13 protein-coding genes and 1 pseudogene are annotated in these 15719 nt (G+C 74.8%); 4 read left to right on the forward strand and 10 right to left on the reverse strand.

The annotated features are described in order from the left end of the window. Positions 1-134: 134 nt before the first annotated feature. A complete protein-coding gene (locus tag ACSLIC_RS08950; RefSeq protein ID WP_436737162.1) occupies positions 135-1031 on the reverse strand; it encodes a helix-turn-helix domain-containing protein in 897 nt (298 codons plus the stop codon). After that, positions 1028-1840, reverse strand: a complete 813-nt coding sequence (locus ACSLIC_RS08955; protein ID WP_436737163.1) for a helix-turn-helix domain-containing protein — start codon at positions 1838-1840, stop codon at positions 1028-1030. The genes ACSLIC_RS08950 and ACSLIC_RS08955 overlap by 4 nt, the downstream gene beginning before the upstream one ends. Before the next feature lie 343 nt (positions 1841-2183). On the opposite strand from ACSLIC_RS08955, the pseudogene ACSLIC_RS08960 reads away from it, so the two are divergent. Further along, a pseudogene (locus tag ACSLIC_RS08960) lies at positions 2184-2321 on the forward strand (LuxR C-terminal-related transcriptional regulator); the annotation flags it as partial. A gap of 53 nt (positions 2322-2374) precedes the next feature. Here ACSLIC_RS08960 and ACSLIC_RS08965 read toward each other — a convergent pair. Both ACSLIC_RS08965 and ACSLIC_RS08970 read right to left on the reverse strand, forming a co-directional pair. Then, a complete protein-coding gene (locus ACSLIC_RS08965; protein ID WP_436737164.1) occupies positions 2375-2914 on the reverse strand; it encodes a DUF3017 domain-containing protein in 540 nt (179 codons plus the stop codon). A 22-nt stretch (positions 2915-2936) separates the two neighbouring features. Then, a complete protein-coding gene (locus ACSLIC_RS08970; protein ID WP_436737165.1) occupies positions 2937-3800 on the reverse strand; it encodes a bifunctional methylenetetrahydrofolate dehydrogenase/methenyltetrahydrofolate cyclohydrolase in 864 nt (287 codons plus the stop codon). 305 nt (positions 3801-4105) lie between these two features. Between ACSLIC_RS08970 and ACSLIC_RS08975 the strand changes: the two genes are divergently transcribed. Next, positions 4106-4816, forward strand: a complete 711-nt coding sequence (locus ACSLIC_RS08975; RefSeq protein WP_436737166.1) for a hypothetical protein — start codon at positions 4106-4108, stop codon at positions 4814-4816. Positions 4817-4893: 77 nt separating this feature from the next. Here the strand turns inward: ACSLIC_RS08975 and purH are convergent, their stop codons facing one another. Both purH and purN read right to left on the reverse strand, forming a co-directional pair. Continuing rightward, a complete protein-coding gene (gene purH / locus ACSLIC_RS08980; RefSeq protein WP_436737167.1) occupies positions 4894-6456 on the reverse strand; it encodes a bifunctional phosphoribosylaminoimidazolecarboxamide formyltransferase/IMP cyclohydrolase in 1563 nt (520 codons plus the stop codon). After that, positions 6453-7109 (reverse strand): phosphoribosylglycinamide formyltransferase, encoded by a 657-nt coding sequence (gene purN / locus ACSLIC_RS08985; protein WP_436737168.1) that lies wholly within the window; start codon positions 7107-7109, stop codon positions 6453-6455. Before purN ends, purH begins: the two co-directional genes overlap by 4 nt. Before the next feature lie 392 nt (positions 7110-7501). Between purN and ACSLIC_RS08990 the strand changes: the two genes are divergently transcribed. After that, positions 7502-8407 (forward strand): hypothetical protein, encoded by a 906-nt coding sequence (locus ACSLIC_RS08990; protein WP_436737169.1) that lies wholly within the window; start codon positions 7502-7504, stop codon positions 8405-8407. Positions 8408-8508: 101 nt separating this feature from the next. Here the strand turns inward: ACSLIC_RS08990 and ACSLIC_RS08995 are convergent, their stop codons facing one another. Further along, positions 8509-10176, reverse strand: coding sequence for a cell division protein PerM (locus ACSLIC_RS08995; protein ID WP_436740320.1), 1668 nt, complete (start codon positions 10174-10176; stop codon positions 8509-8511). A 171-nt stretch (positions 10177-10347) separates the two neighbouring features. Between ACSLIC_RS08995 and ACSLIC_RS09000 the strand changes: the two genes are divergently transcribed. Further along, entirely contained in the window at positions 10348-11520 is a 1173-nt protein-coding gene (locus ACSLIC_RS09000) for a helix-turn-helix domain-containing protein (protein ID WP_436737170.1), read from the forward strand. Between the two features lie 106 nt (positions 11521-11626). Here ACSLIC_RS09000 and sucD read toward each other — a convergent pair whose 3' ends face one another. The 3 genes from sucD to ACSLIC_RS09015 all read right to left on the reverse strand — a co-directional run bounded on the left by sucD (position 11627) and on the right by ACSLIC_RS09015 (position 15584). Further along, a complete protein-coding gene (sucD, locus tag ACSLIC_RS09005) occupies positions 11627-12511 on the reverse strand; it encodes a succinate--CoA ligase subunit alpha (RefSeq protein WP_436737171.1) in 885 nt (294 codons plus the stop codon). 20 nt (positions 12512-12531) lie between these two features. Further along, entirely contained in the window at positions 12532-13710 is a 1179-nt protein-coding gene (gene sucC, locus ACSLIC_RS09010; RefSeq protein ID WP_436737172.1) for an ADP-forming succinate--CoA ligase subunit beta, read from the reverse strand. A gap of 743 nt (positions 13711-14453) precedes the next feature. After that, a complete protein-coding gene (locus tag ACSLIC_RS09015) occupies positions 14454-15584 on the reverse strand; it encodes a VWA domain-containing protein (RefSeq protein ID WP_436740321.1) in 1131 nt (376 codons plus the stop codon). Between the last annotated feature and the right edge of the window lie 135 nt (positions 15585-15719).

A 15719-nucleotide genomic window follows, 5' to 3' on the forward strand; every position in this document is an offset into this window, starting at 1 on the left:
TTCCGTGCCACAGCGCCGCCCCCGGCCTTGAGGCGCCCAGCCGCCTGGCCCAGCCTGTACCGAGGCGCCCGCCCTCGGACGGGGGAGGGGACGGGCGCTCTTCCCGCCCGCCGGAGGCCGCCCGTCCGCGCGCGTCAGCGCACGGGGGCGCACTCCTCGCCGCCGTGCACCGGCAGCAGGCAGGCCCGCGCCCCGGACACGGCACCCGGCTCGGACAGCCCGGTCATCAGCGTCGCCAGGTATCCGGCGGCCTCCTTCTCGTCCACCGGCCCCGCCGTCCGCGCGGGCGCCCCGGGCAACCGCAGGGCGAACCGGTCCCCGGACCGCAGTCCACTGGCCCGTGCCCACAGGGCCCGGCAGTGCCTCCCGTACCGCACCTGGACGCGCCGCCCCTCCTCGGTGCGGTACTCGGCGAGGGTCACCACGGCATCCGCCCGGTCGCACCCCATCGTGTTGGGGGCCAGCCCGTCGCACTCGGGGCCGGTGCAGCCGTGCACGAGCGGGCCGTGCTGCTGCCACGGGCCGGTGCCGGGCTCGGACGCGGCGGCGCGCGGGGCGCGTTCGGCGAGCGCCTTCACCCCGGCTCCCGTCCCGGCGGCGACGGCCAGCACCGCGCCCGCCGCGAGCAGCCACCGCGTCCGGCGCCGGCGAGGCGGCCAAGGCGGCCGGAGACCGTGCTCCCCCTCCGGCCCGGCCCCGGTGTCCGTCGGCCGGGGCGACGCGGGGGCCCCGGGCGACGGAGGCGGCCCCGCCCGCCCCGGGACCGCGCACGAACCGCGCCCGCTCCACTCGGCGTCGGCCAGCTCCCACAGCGCCAGCACCCGCCCGGACGGCTCCCCCGCCACCTCGCAGAGCGCCGCCACGGCGGCCCTCGGCACGGGCTGGGCGCCGGAGAGGTACCGGCCCCAGGACGACTTGCTGTACGGGGTCGCGGCGGCGAGCCCGGCCAGGCTGCGCCCGGACCGCTCGCGCAGGGACCGCAGTTCGCCGAGGAGGCGGCGGCACTCCGGGGGCGTCGCGTCGTCGGTCATCGGCGCAGCTCCCCCCAGGTGTCGGGGCCCACGACGCCGTCCACCGGAATGCGCCGGTCGGTCTGGAAGCGCCGGACCGCCTCCTGGGCCAGCGGCCCGTACAGCCCGTCGACGACGCCGGGGTCGAACCGGTGGTGGCGCAGCAGGCACTGGGCCTCGACGACGTGCCAGCCGGAGCTGTTGATGTCGAGGTGGGCGGCGCGTTCGCGGCTGTGACCCGCGTACAGCAGCCCGTCGGCGCGGCGGACGTGGCAGGTGTGCTCGGCGCCGCGCCGCCAGCGCTCCCCGTCCGGCCGCACCAGCTCGGGACCGTCGGCGCCGCCGGGCCCGGCGGCGGCCTGCGTCCCGGAACCGGCGACGAGGCCGGTGGCCAGCCCCACCGCGAACCCCAACGCCAGCGCCCCCACCAGCAGCGCGGCGGCCACCGCCGTACGCCGCCGTACGCCCGGCGGCCCGGGCGGCTCCGGGTGCTCCCCGGCCGAGGAGCGTCCGGCGGGGCCGGAGTCGGCGCCCGGCTGGGCGGTCCCGGTGCTGTGCCCGTCGGCGGCCCGGTGCTCGGTGGCCACCTCGTGCAGGGCGAGCAGCCGCGTGGGGTCGACCCCGCAGACCTCCGCGAGCCCGATGACGGCGGCGCGGGGCACGGGGGCGCGCCCACCGAGGTACCGCTCCCACGACGACCGGCTGTACCCGGTGCGCGCGCCGAGCGCCGACAGGCTGAGCCCGCTGTGGTCCTTCAGCCGCCGCAGCTGTACGACGAGCTGCCGCTCACGCCGGTCGAGCCCGGCGGGCAGTTCCGCCCAACGTGCCATGTGTGCCGCCCCTGTCGCCCGCTCCGCCCGCCGCCACCCTGACCGGCGGCGGTCGCCTCCAGGGCGAAGCATTACGGAGAAACCGGCGCGACCATGCGCAATACCCCCCGGAATCACCCGATCCGGAGACTTCCGCCCAGGGACACGCCGGAGCGTACCGAGCGCACGCGAGGGCCCATACAGCGCGAACAGCGCACGCACAGCTCACAGTTCGGGGCGCGCGCCGCATGGGCCGGGCCCGAGTGCCGCGGGCCGGGTGCGGCTCTGCCACCCCTTGGCCGCACCGGTCACGATCAGTGGCGGGAGGGGGCTCTGGGTCGACGCCGAGGTGACCGGCGCCCCGGTCGCCCGCCGCCACCTGGTGATCAGCACCGAAACGGTCAAGTCCCACGTCAGCGCCGTCCTGTCCAGACTCGACGCCCGCGAACGCACCCAGGCGGTCATCGCCGCGTACGAATCCGGCTTCGTCTCCCCCGGCTGAACGTAGTGGCGAGCAGGACGGGTGCCCGGGCCCGGGCGGCGCTTGCGGTCTGGCTAATCGACCGTGAGGTGCAAGGTCCGGTCCAGGAACGGCAGCTCCAGCCAAGGGCTGGGCTGCTGCATCAGCGCGAGTACCACGATCGCCGCCCCCAGCACGGAGTACGTCACCAGGTCCGTGAACCGCGAGCGGACAGCGAGCATGCCCACGGACGGCAGCCCCCACCGCAGCCCGGCTCCCACGAGCAGCGCCACCCCGATGAGCAGCGTCCCGACCCGCGTCACGTCGAAGGCGGTGAGGATCAGCCCCAGCCCCACCAGGGAGAGCACCAGCAGCATCGGCCACTGCCGGGCGGGCGCGGGCGCACGCCCGGCGGCGGCCCGGCCGCCGCCCTCGGGCCGGGCGATGGACCGGGTGATCCGCGGAAACCTCCGCGAACCGGGCTCCCGCCGGGTCCACCCCAGCTTCGCCACCCCGGTGCGCACCCCGGCCCCGGCGCGGCTGGCCCCGCCCTTTCCGGCGTCGGGCCCGGTCTTCGCCTCGGTCTCGGGAGCCGGCTCGGCGGCGGGCTGGTCGTCGGGGGCGTCGGTGCTCATCGGTGGCGGCCTCTTCGGGGGATCAGGCGGCGGAGGCGGCCTGGCGCTCGGCCGCCTCGACGACGTTGACGAGGAGCTGGGCGCGGGTCATCGGGCCGACGCCGCCCGGGTTGGGCGAGATCCAGCCGGCCACCTCGGCGACACCGGGGTGGACGTCGCCGACGATCTTGCCGCTCTCGTCGCGGCTGACGCCGACGTCGAGGACGGCCGCGCCGGGCTTCACGTCCTCGGGCTTGATCAGGTGCGGCACCCCGGCGGCGGCCACGATGATGTCGGCGCGGCGCAGGTGGGCGGCGAGGTCGCGGGTGCCGGTGTGGCACTGGGTGACCGTGGCGTTCTCGGAGCGGCGGGTGAGCAGCAGCGGCATGGGGCGGCCGATGGTGACACCGCGGCCGACGACGACCACCTCGGCGCCGTTGATCTCGACGCCGAAGTGGCGCAGCAGCGTGACGATGCCGAACGGCGTGCAGGGCAGCGGCGCGGGCTCGCCCAGGACGAGGCGGCCGAGGTTGGTCGGGTGGAGGCCGTCGGCGTCCTTGGCCGGGTCCATCAGTTCGAGGATGCGGTTCTCGTCGATGCCCTTGGGCAGCGGCAGCTGCACGAGGTAACCGGTGCAGGCCGGGTCCTCGTTGAGTTCCCGGACGACCGCCTCGATCTCCTCCTGGGTGGCGGTGGCGGGCAGTTCGCGCTGGATGGAGGCGATGCCGACCTGGGCGCAGTCGCGGTGCTTGCCCGCGACGTACTTCTGGCTGCCCGGGTCCTCACCGACCAGGACGGTTCCGAGACCGGGCTGCACGCCCTGGTCCCGGAGCACGGCCACACGCCGGGCCAGCTCGGACTTGATCGCGGCCGCGGTGGCCCTGCCATCGAGAATCTGGGCGCTCATACCCCCATCCTCGCGGATGCCCGCCCCCGGCCGCCAATCCGGGGCGGGCCAGCACCGGGCGGATTCCGTGAACAGCCCTGCCGAGCAGCCCTTTTCGGCCGACTTCGACCCGCTCTGACCGAATGATCACAGAGGTTGCACTTGCACAACGTCCGGCGCCGGCGACTGGACAAGACACCAGGGTATTGAGAACGATGATGCGCAGACAGTGCCGCGGGCAGTGCCGGGGGGAAGCGCCGCTTACGTCTTTCAGCAACCTCCTGCGCGGACCGCGCGTCCCCGCGCTTCAACGGAGGAACCCCGCCATGAGTTTCGGCGACCCCAACAGTCCTTACAGCCCGCCTCCGCAGGGCCAGCCCTCGCAGGGCGGCCAGCCCGGGGGCTACGGCACGCCGCAGGGCTACGGCACGCCGCAGGGCCAGCCGTCGGGCTACGGCTCGCCGCAGGGGCAGCCGTCGGGCTACGGCACCCCCCAGGGGCAGCCGGGCTACGCCTACCCGCAGCAGAGCGGCGGCCAGCCGGGCCAGCCCGGTTACGGCTACCCGCAGCAGCCCGGCCAGCCGGCGTACCCGGGCGTGCCGGGCATGAAGCCGGAGATGCCCGGCCTGATGAAGACGGCCCGCGTGCTGCTCTTCATCGTCTCCGGCTTCCAGATACTGATCGGCCTCATCGCCGGTGTCGCCATCGGCGCGGCCAAGGACGTCGCCAACGGCCTGGAGACCGAATCCGCCAACGGCCTCGTCGGCCTCGGTTACGCCATCGTCTTCATCCTGCTCGCCCTGGCGGTCCTCAGCATCGTGCTCGGCGTCAAGTTCTCCACCGGCGGCCCGGGCATCCGCATCACCGCCATCATCTACGCCTCCCTCGGCATCCTCGGCTCGCTGAGCAACCTCGTACAGGGCGGCGGCGGTTCGGCCACCTTCGGCGGCATCATCATGCTGGCGATCTACGGCATCATCCTCGCCTCGATGGTGAACAGCCAGGCTTCCGCCTGGTTCAACCGCCCGCGCTACTGACCCGCGCAGGCACCTGACACGGCCGAGGGCCGCGCCCCCCGCTCGGGGACGCGGCCCTCGGCCGTCTCGCGTACCGGTCAGTGGAAGAAGTGGCGGGTCCCGGTGACGTACATGGTGACCCCGGCCTTCTTCGCGGCCTCGACGACCAGTTCGTCGCGGACCGAGCCACCGGGCTGGACGACGGCGCGGACGCCGGCCTCCAGCAGGATCTCCAGCCCGTCGGGGAAGGGGAAGAAGGCGTCGGAGGCGGCGAAGGCGCCACGGGCGCGCTCGGCGCCGGCGCGCTCGACGGCGAGCTTGGCCGAGTCGACCCGGTTGACCTGGCCCATGCCGACGCCGACCGAGGCGCCGCCCTTGGCGAGCAGGATGGCGTTGGACTTGACGGCGCGGCACGCCTTCCAGGCGAAGGCCAGCTCGGCCAGTTCGCCCTCGCCGAGCGCGTCGCCGGTGGCGAGGGTCCAGTTGGCCGGGTCGTCGCCGGGGGCCTGGAGGCGGTCGGCCTCCTGCAGGAGCGCACCGCCGTCGATCTGCTTGGTCTCGACGGTGGCGGCGGGCGCCTCGGGGCAGCGCAGCACCCGGATGTTCTTCTTGCGGGTCAGCGCCTCCAGGGCGCCGTCCTCGTAGTCGGGGGCGACGATGACCTCGGTGAAGATCTCCGCGACCTGCTCGGCCAGCTCCCGGGTGACGGGCCGGTTGACGGCGATGACGCCGCCGAAGGCGGAGAGCGGGTCGCAGGCGTGCGCCTTGCGGTGCGCCTCGGCGACGTCACCGGCGACGGCGATGCCGCACGGGTTGGCGTGCTTGATGATCGCGACGCACGGGTCCTGGTGGTCGTAGGCGGCGCGGCGCGCGGCGTCGGTGTCGGTGTAGTTGTTGTACGACATCTCCTTGCCGTGCAGCTGCTCGGCCTCGGCGAGGCCGCCCTGGCCGAGGCTGTAGAGCGCGGCCGGCTGGTGCGGGTTCTCGCCGTAGCGCAGCACGGTGGAGCGGGTCAGCGCGGAGCCGAGGAAGTCGGGGAAGCCGCTGTCGTCGGCGGCGGCGTAGTCGTCGGCGAACCAGGCGGCGACCGCCACGTCGTACGCCGCGGTGTGCTGGAACGCCTTGGCCGCGAGCCGCTTGCGGGCGGCCAGCTCGAAGCCGCCGTCACGGGCCGCCGCCAGGACGGCGCCGTACTGGCCGGGGTCGGTGACGACCGCCACGGACGGGTGGTTCTTGGCGGCGGCGCGGACCATGGAGGGGCCGCCGATGTCGATCTGCTCGACGCACTCGTCGGGGGTGGCGCCCGAGGCGACGGTCTCCCGGAACGGGTAGAGGTTGACGATCACCAGCTGGAACGGTTCGACGCCCAGCTCGGCCAGCTGCTCGCGGTGGCTGTCCAGGCGCAGGTCGGCGAGGACGCCGGCGTGCACGCGGGGGTGGAGCGTCTTGACCCGGCCGTCCAGGCACTCGGGGAAGCCGGTCAGCTCCTCGACCTTGGTCACCGGGACCCCGGCCGCGGCGATCCGCCCGGCGGTGGACCCGGTGGAGACCAGCTCGACGCCCGCCTCGTGCAGCCCGCGGGCCAGCTCCTCCAGACCCGTCTTGTCGTAGACGCTGACCAGCGCGCGGCGGATGGGCCGCTTCGTACCTTCGGCGGTCACGGAATCAGAACCTTTCGTCCCTCAATGCGGTGGCCGTTGCGGGCCAGGCGCCCCACGACCTCGACGAGCAGCGAGCGCTCGACGTCCTTGATGCGTTCGTGGAGGGCCGCTTCGCCCTCCACCGAGTCGTCCTCGACGACCTCGACCACGCCCTGGGCGATGATCGGGCCGGTGTCGACACCGTCGTCGACGAAGTGGACGGTGCAGCCGGTGACCTTGGCGCCGTACGCGAGCGCGTCGCGTACGCCGTGGGCCCCGGGAAAACTGGGGAGCAGCGCGGGGTGGGTGTTGACCACCCGGCCGCCGAACCGGGCGAGGAACTCCTTGCCCAGGATCTTCATGAACCCGGCCGAGACGACCAGGTCCGGCTCGTAGCGGGCGACCTCCTCGGTCAGCGCCCGGTCCCACGCGGCCCGGTCACCGTGGTCCTTGACGCGACACACGAACGAGGGGATTCCGGCGCGCTCGGCGCGCTCCAGACCGGCGATCGCACCGCGGTCGGCGCCGACGGCGACCACCTCGGCGCCGTACCGCTCGGCGCCCTGGCCGGCGATGGCGTCGAGGAGGGCCTGGAGGTTGGTCCCGGAACCGGAGACGAGGACGACGAGGCGCTTCGGGCGTGAAGACGCGGCGCTGGGAAGCGGCGAGGCCACGGCGGGGGCCTTTCTACGGTGACGCTGGACGTGCGGGCACGGCGCGTACGGGCGGTGCGGGAGGCGCTGCCTTGTCCGGTCGTACGCCTTTGTGCGGTCGTACAAAGGTCGCGCTCTCCGCGATACGGGGAACTCTACGAAGCTCCCGACCGTCAGCAACGATACCGGCACACTCACCGGCCCCCACGGGACGGGGGCCCGAGGGGGCGGTAGCGTCTGGGAGGGGTCCCACCCGGGCCCTCGGGCCCGTCCCGGCAGCACGATCAGCACCGCCGCACCGGAAGACCACCGGCGGCCACGGCCGCCCCACCGCACATCCGCGCACGGCCGGCGCCACCGGCCGTCGCCCGGCCGGGCCGTCGGCCGGACCACCGAGGGAAGACACGCACCTGATGCCGGACCGACGCTCCGCCGCGAGCCTCCGCCTCCCCCTGCCCACCGCCGCCCCCGGCTTCGGGGGCCTCGCCCTGCCCGGCACCGCCGCAGTGGCCCCGGACGCGTGGGGCGTGTCGGCGGTCAGGGAGGGCGGCTCCTCGCCGTCGGGCGGCGACCAGGGCGGCGCGGAGAAGGAGCGGGAGCCCGTTTCGGGCCGGGAGGGCGGTTCCGTCTCCGGCTCGGACTCCGGGGCCACGAAGTCCGACAATCCGTTCGCGCCGCCGCCCGAGGGCCGGCCGGACCAGCCGTGGCGGCCACGGACGCCCACCGGCGGCTCCGATGACGGTTCCGCGCAGGGCGGCGGAAGCAGCCGCTGGAGCGACCGCCAGCCCGGCCGCTCGTCCAACCCCTTCGGCTCCGGCTCCCGCGACGGCACCGGCGAGGGGCGCCCGCCCGGCCCTCGCTGGGACCCGAGCGACCCCGGCCAGCGCCGCGCCAGGTACGCCCTGCTGTCGGGCATGTGGTCGTTCTTCTTCGCCCTCTTCAACTGGCCGTCGGTCGCCCTGCTGCTCGGCGCCCTCTCGGTGTACTGGGGCGTGACCTCGCTGAAGATGCGGGGCAGGCCCGCCGAGGACGCGGGAGGCGAGGCGCGCGAGGAGCGCGGGCCGGGCGGGAACGCCCCGGCGCCGGCCCCCACCGAGTCCGGCACCCGCCAGCAGACCACGGCCGCCGTCAGCGGCCTGGTCACGGCGGGGCTGGGGCTCGCCCTGGTGGCCGCGATGTTCGGCGCCCGGATCGTCTACAGCGACTACTACTCCTGCATGGACGACGCGCTGACCAACGCCACCCGCGACACCTGCGAGAAGCACCTCCCGAAGGACCTGCGCCCGCTCCTGGGCGTCAACACCGAGACCAGCGAGTAGAGCGGACCGACGGGCCGCTTCCGGTCCGCCGAACGGCGAGCGCCTCCCACCGCCCCCCGGGTGCCGGTGGGAGGCGCTCGCCGTTCGGCCCCCGCCTCGCCTCACCGCCGCTCCGGCGGCTCCTCCCCCGGCGGGTCCCGGGGCTCCAGGGGCAGCGCCCGCCACTCCTCGGCGCCGTGGGCGGGGAGCTGGTCGTACAGGTCGCATGGCGCCCCGGAGGAGCCGCCGAGCGCGGCCACCGGGTCGGGGCGGGAGACCCGCTCCCACCAGTCCAGCGGGTCCACGCGTTCCGGGTCGTCGTCCGGCTCCCGGGCCTCCGGCTCGTCCGCGCGGCCACGACCGCCGTCCGGGGCCGCTCCCCCGTCCGGCGCGCCCGCCCCCGGTACGGCCAGCCCCGTCCCCGTCATGGCGATGCCGAAGAGCCCGGCCCCGGCCCACCGGCCGCCCCGGGCCGCGGCGCCGCGGGGCTCGCGGGCGCGCAGCCGCCAGGCGCGCAGGGCCAGAGCGGTGGGCACGCCGAGCAGCAGGGTCCAGCCGAGCGCGGCCCCGCCGGCCGCCCACCAGACGGGGCCCAGCTCCGCCAGCCGGCCGGTACCGAGCGGACCGCCCGCCGCGCGGGCCGCGACCGCGCAGACCAGGCCGGCGACGAGGGCCGCCAGTGCGGCCACCCCGGCCGTGGCCGCCGCCGACCAGGGCGGGGTGGCCGCCTCCCGGACCGGCGCCGCGTCCGGGACGGCCGCGCGTGCGGTGAACCAGCCCGCGGTGAGCCCCGCCACCACCGGGATCGCGGCGGATACCCAGGTCAGCGGTGTGCCGGGCCCCTCCGGCGGGACCGCGGCCAGCAGCGGGAAGGGCGGCAGGGCAGGACCCAGGGTGGCGGCGAGCGGCGTGACGAGGGTGCCGGTGCCGACCTGGAACCCGGTGCCCAGCGCGTAGGCGGCGCCCCAGATGACGGCGTTGGGGAGGAGGGCGAGGGCGAGCAGGAGGACGGCGAACCGCCCGGACCAGACGTCGGTGAGCAACAGGTACGAGGCGCGGGCGGGTTCCCAGTGCAGGGTGAGCGAGGCGCCGACGAGGACGGCCCCGCCGCCCGCGAGGGCGAGGGCGGCGGCGAGGCCGGCCCGGCAGGCGGTGGCGCAGCGCCGTCCGGCCAGCGCCGCCCGCACCCGCCCGGCCCACCCCTCGGGCCGGGCCGGTGACGGCGTACCGGCGGACCGGCCGCGTACCGAGCGCAGTCCGGCGAGGGCGGCGGCGAGCGCGAGCAGCGGCAGGTGCCAGGCGGCCTCGCGCAGGGAGGGCCGCAGCTCGCCTCCGGTGGCGTAGAGGGCGGCGAGGGCACCGACGGCGGTGTAGCCGCCGGTGATGCCGCAGACGACGGTGCGCCCGGGGATCTCGGGGGCCTCGGAGGTCTCGGGCTCGGCCGCCTCCCGGGCGGCGCGGCGGACCAGCCAGAAGGGGACGACGGCCAGGAGCAGCGGGATGAGGCCGAGCGGCGCGGGGGCTCCGGTGAGCGTGTCGGCGCGGGTCAGGCCGACGCCGTGGCCCAGCAGCCAGAGGCTGACCGCGGTCCCGGTGGCACCCCCGGGGCCGCTGTCCGGGTAGGGCGAGCCGATCCACAGCGCCATGACCACCACCGCGTACGCGCCGAGGCCGAGCCCCGCGGCGACCGCGCCGCCGAACAGGCACCCCGCCAGGGCCGGCGACCGGTCGCGGAGGCGTTCGGCAAGGCCCGTGAGGCGGGCGGCGGGTGAAAGGGAGTCATCGGTCATTCGGGTCACACCGGTCATGCTCCCAATGCCACGGACAGGATGCGCGCAACAGGCGAAGAGCGGAGGTGTCGCCGAAGATACGGTTATGTACTTTTCCGTACGGACGGGTGGGGTGTGCCCGCGCCCCGCTCGCGTCCCGGCGGCCCCGGCCCCTGTTGTGGAGAACGCGACATGACGAACCGTCCCGCCCCGACGCTCCCGCCCCCCGCGGAACGCCGGAGACTCCGCGAGGCGGCCTCCCTCAGCCAGGCGGCACTGGCCACGCGGATGAGCGTCACCAGCACGACCATCCACTCCTGGGAGACCGGGCGCGCCACCCCCCGGGGCCGCACCCTGGAGGCGTACGCCCGCTTCCTCACCACCGCCGACGGCCCGCTCCCCACCGTCCGCCCGGCCGGCGAGCCCGTCAGGACACCACGGCCGAAGCAGGAGCCGGAGCGCAGGCCGACCCGGGGACCGACGCGGGGGCCGAGGGCGCAGCGCGTGACGGAACCGCCGCGTCCGGCCCCGCGCCCCGTGAGGCCCGCCGGGGCGACCCCCCGCGAGGCGTTCGACGCCCTCTACGCCTCCTGCGCGGGGGTTCTCGTCCGGCAGACCTACCTGCTGACGGGCCGGCACACCGTGGCGGTGGAGTCGGTGGAGCGGGCGTTCCAGCTGGCCTGGGCGCGGTGGCCGGAGGTGGCGGTGGACCGGGACCCGGCGGGCTGGGTACGGGCCGCCGCGCACGAGTACGCCCTGAGCCCCTGGCACCGGATGCGCGCGGCCCACCGCCGCCCGGCCCCGCCCGGCGCCGCCGTGCCCCCGCCGCGCGGCCACGCAGACCGCGACCTGCTGGACGCGCTGCTCGCGCTCGCCCCCCGCCACCGCCGCACGCTGCTGCTCTACGACGGCGTGGGCCTGGACCTGCCCGAGACGGCGGCGGAGACCGAGGCGACCACCCGCGCCGCGGCCAACCGGCTGCTCTCCGCCCGGGCCGCCGTCGCCGAGCGCGTCCCCGCTCTCGCCGACCCGGCCGCACTGCACCGGCTCCTCGACGCCCTGTCCCCCCTGGAACCGGCCACCGAGGAGCGGGGAGCGCTCATCCGTACGGTGGGTGAGCGCCGGGTACGCCGGTGGACCCGGTCGGCCGTGGCGCTCACCGCGCTGGTCGCCGGGGCGACCGGCTTCTGCGTCCATGTCGCCCCCGACCACTACGTCCGGCCGCCGACGGCGGGCGAGGCGATCACCGGCGTCCCGCCGCACCTGGGCCCCGGCCCGCTCTCGGAGGAGGACCGCTCGCTGCGGGACGCGCTGCGCGAGCACCCGGCGGCCGGCCCGGAACGGGTCCAGCCGCTGCCGGGCTGACCGCCGCCCCGGCTCCGGTACGCCTGAGGGCCCGCACCCCCCGGCGGGGGGTGCGGGCCCTCAGGCGTCGCTGGTCGCGCCGTCAGGCGCAGAACCGGTCCGCGAGTCAGCCGGCGAGGATCTCGCGGGCCAGCTTGGCGGTCTCGGTCGGGGTCTTGCCGACCTTGACACCGGCGGCCTCAAGGGCCTCCTTCTTCGCCTGTGCGGTGCCGGAGGAGCCCGAGACGATGGCACCGGCGTGGCCCATGGTCTTGCCCTCGGGCGCGGTGAAGCCCGCGACGTAGCCGACGACCGGCTTGGTGACGTTGGCCTTGATGTAGTCGGCCGCACGCTCCTCGGCGTCGCCGCCGATCTCGCCGATCATGACGATCAGGTCGGTCTCGGGGTCCGCCTCGAACGCCGCGAGGGCGTCGATGTGCGTGGTGCCGATGACCGGGTCGCCACCGATGCCGACGGCGGAGGAGAAGCCGATGTCACGCAGCTCGTACATCATCTGGTAGGTCAGCGTGCCGGACTTGGACACGAGACCGATGCGGCCGGGCTTGGTGATGTCGCCCGGGATGATGCCGGCGTTGGACTGGCCGGGGGTGATCAGGCCGGGGCAGTTCGGGCCGATGATCCGGGTCTTGTTGCCCTTGCTCGACGCGTACGCCCAGAAGGCGGCCGAGTCGTGCACGGCGATGCCCTCGGTGATCACGACGGCCAGGCCGATCTCGGCGTCGATCGCCTCGACGACGGCGGCCTTGGCGAACTTCGGCGGGACGAAGATGACGCTGACGTCGGCGCCGGTCTTCTCCATCGCCTCGGCGACCGTGCCGAAGACCGGGATGTCCGTGCCGTCGAAGTCGACGCTGGTGCCGGCCTTGCGCGGGTTCACGCCACCGACGATGTTGGTGCCGTCACCCAGCATGAGCTTGGTGTGCTTCATGCCCGTGGCACCGGTCATGCCCTGGACGATGACCTTGCTGTCCTTGGTGAGGAAGATAGCCATGGTGTTGGAGTCCCTCGTCCTTACTTCGCAGCCGCGAGCTCGGCGGCCTTGTCGGCCGCACCGTCCATGGTGTCCACGCGCTGCACCAGCGGGTGGTTCGCGTCCGACAGGATCTTGCGACCCAGCTCCGCGTTGTTGCCGTCGAGGCGCACGACCAGCGGCTTGGTGACGTCCTCGCCCTTGGTCTTGAGCAGCTCCAGGGCCTGGACGATGCCGTTGGCGACCTCGTCGCAGGCGGTGATGCCGCCGAACACGTTGACGAAGACGGACTTGACGTCCGGGTCGCCGAGGATGATCTCCAGGCCGTTCGCCATGACCTCGGCGGAGGCGCCGCCACCGATGTCGAGGAAGTTGGCGGGCTTCACGTTGCCGTGCTTCTCACCGGCGTACGCGACGACGTCCAGGGTGCTCATGACGAGACCCGCGCCGTTGCCGATGATGCCGACCTCGCCGTCGAGCTTGACGTAGTTGAGGTTCTTGGCCTTGGCGGCGGCCTCAAGGGGGTTGGCCGCGGCCTTGTCCTCAAGGGCCTCGTGGTCGGGCTGGCGGAAGTCGGCGTTCTCGTCGAGCGAGACCTTGCCGTCGAGGGCCAGGACCTCACCGGAGGCGACCTTGGCGAGCGGGTTGACCTCGACGAGGAGCGCGTCCTCGGCGACGAAGGTGTCCCACAGCGTCACCATGACCTCGGCGACCTTCTCGGCCACCTCGGTCGGGAAGGACGCCTGCGCGACGATCTCGCGGGCCTTCTCGATGGTCACACCGGTGTTGGAGTCGACCGGGACCTTCGCGAGGGCCTCGGGGGTCTTCTCCGCGACCTCCTCGATGTCCATGCCGCCCTGCACCGAGGCCATGGCCAGGAAGGTGCGGTTGGTCCGGTCGAGGAGGTACGAGACGTAGTACTCCTCGACGATCTCCGGCGCGGTCTCGGCGATCATCACCTTGTGGACCGTGTGGCCCTTGATGTCCATGCCGAGGATGTCGGTCGCCCGGGCGACCGCCTCGTCGGGGGTGGCGGCCAGCTTGACGCCGCCGGCCTTGCCGCGGCCGCCGACCTTCACCTGGGCCTTGACGACGGACTTGCCGCCCAGCCGCTCGGTCGCCTCGCGGGCTGCCTCAGGCGTGTCGATGACTTCACCGGCCAGCACCGGTACACCGTGCTTGGCGAAGAGGTCCCTCGCCTGGTACTCGAACAGGTCCACGCGCGTCCGTCCCTTATCAGTGGTCTCGCCGCTGTGCGGTCAATGGTCTGCATGGGCGTGCCGCGGCGGGCAACGTGACTGCGCACTGTCACAGGGGAGGCGTCTTCGGTCACCGGTACGCGGCATGTCCGTCTGGCAGGTTAACGCCGCCGCCGCGCCGCCCCTAAATCGCACATCACACCTGAGCGGTGATACCTGTCACAGAGTGCCGCCGCCCTTCCTCGGCCCGGTCCACCCACGGCTGCGCGTCCGGGACACCGCACCTCCCCCGCGACCGCACCCCGCCGGGCCTCCTGGCCGGCTCCCACGAGACCCGCCGCCAACGGCCGGCACCGCCCGCGGACGACCCGCCCGGCGCCGGACCGCACCCGGCCCGCCCCGCCTCGCAACCCCTCTGCGGACAGGGCTCCTTCGCCACGGGGCACCGGCCCGGAACGCCCGCCGCCGATCCCCTGCGGCAGGGGGCGCCGTCGCCGTACGGGACGCCTCCCGGCGAAGCCACGGGACAGCACCGGGAGCCGAGGCTCCGTCCTTCGCAGGGGCCGTCGCGGACAGGCCGGCCCGGGGTACGGAGCGCCCGGAGCGGGGCCTTGTTCCTCCCCGTCGGCTGATCGACTTCGCCAGCGGCGAACGGGAGGCGCGGGGCGGGGCGGCGACACCGGAGAGGGCGCCCGGAGCGCGGCGGGCGCGAGAGCCGAGGGGCGCGAACGGGGCGCCGCCGGCGGGCGCTCACCGGACAGGCCCTAAGCGGCAGCCCCCTCCGGTACCGGGATCACCCCCTTCTCCAGGGCAGCCGCCATGACGTCCGGAAAGAGGTCGGGGGTACAGGCGAAGGCGGGGGCACCCAGTGCCGCCAGAGCCGCCGCGTGTTCCCGGTCGTAGGAGGGCGCGCCCTCGTCGGAGAGGGCGAGGAGGGTGACGAACTGGACCCCTGCCGCCTTCATCGCGGCGACCCGCTTCAGCATCTCGTCCCTGATCCCGCCCTCGTAGAGGTCGCTGATGAGGACGACGACGGTGTCGGCGGGCCGGGTGATCCTGCTCTGGCAGTAGGCGAGGGCGCGGTTGATGTCGGTACCGCCGCCGAGCTGGGTGCCGAAGAGGACGTCGACCGGGTCGTCCAGCTTGTCGGTCAGGTCGACCACGGCCGTGTCGAAGACGACGAGCCGGGTCGCGATCGACCGCATCGAGGCCAGCACCGCGCCGAACACCGAGGCGTACACCACCGAGGCCGCCATCGACCCCGACTGGTCGATGCAGAGCACCACTTCCTTCTTCACCGCCTGTGACGCCCGGCCGTACCCGATCAGCCGCTCCGGCACGATCGTGCGGTACTCGGGGAGGTAGTGCCGCAGGTTGGCGGCGATGGTGCGGTTCCAGTCGATGTCGTGGTGGCGCGGGCGGCTGATCCGGGCGCTGCGGTCGAGCGCGCCCGTCAGCGCGGTCCGCGTACGGGAGGCCAGCCGCGCCTCCAGTTCCTCGACCACCTTGCGGACCACGGTCCGCGCCGTCTCCCTGGTCTCCTCGGGCATCGCCTTGTTCAGCGACAGCAGCGTCCCGACCAGGTGTACGTCGGCCTCGACCGCCTCCAGCATCTCCGGCTCCAGCAGCAGCGCCGACAGCCCGAGCCGGTCGATGGCGTCCCGCTGCATCACCTGCACCACCGAACTGGGGAAGTACGTCCGGATGTCTCCCAGCCACCGCGCCACCGAGGGCGCCGACCCGCCGAGCCCCGCCGCCCGCTCCGACCCCGACTTCAGCCGCCCGTCCTTCTTCCCTTCACCCCCGTACAGCGCGGCCAGCGCCTTGTCCATCGCCGCGTCGTTCCCCGCCGGGAGGTACCCCGTACCGTCAGCGGGCCCGCCCCCGAGCACCATCCGCCACCGCCGCAACCGCTCCTCCTCCGCACGGCCGTCCCCGACCGCCCCGGCGGCCCGCGCGGGGACCCCGGCTGCCTCCACCACCCCACTCACCCCCGTCCCGTCCGTCGAGCCCGCCACCGCCGTCTGAGC

The sequence above is a fragment of the Streptomyces sp. BBFR102 genome, from assembly GCF_051397025.1.
In the GTDB taxonomy this organism is placed as follows: Bacteria; Actinomycetota; Actinomycetes; order Streptomycetales; family Streptomycetaceae; genus Streptomyces.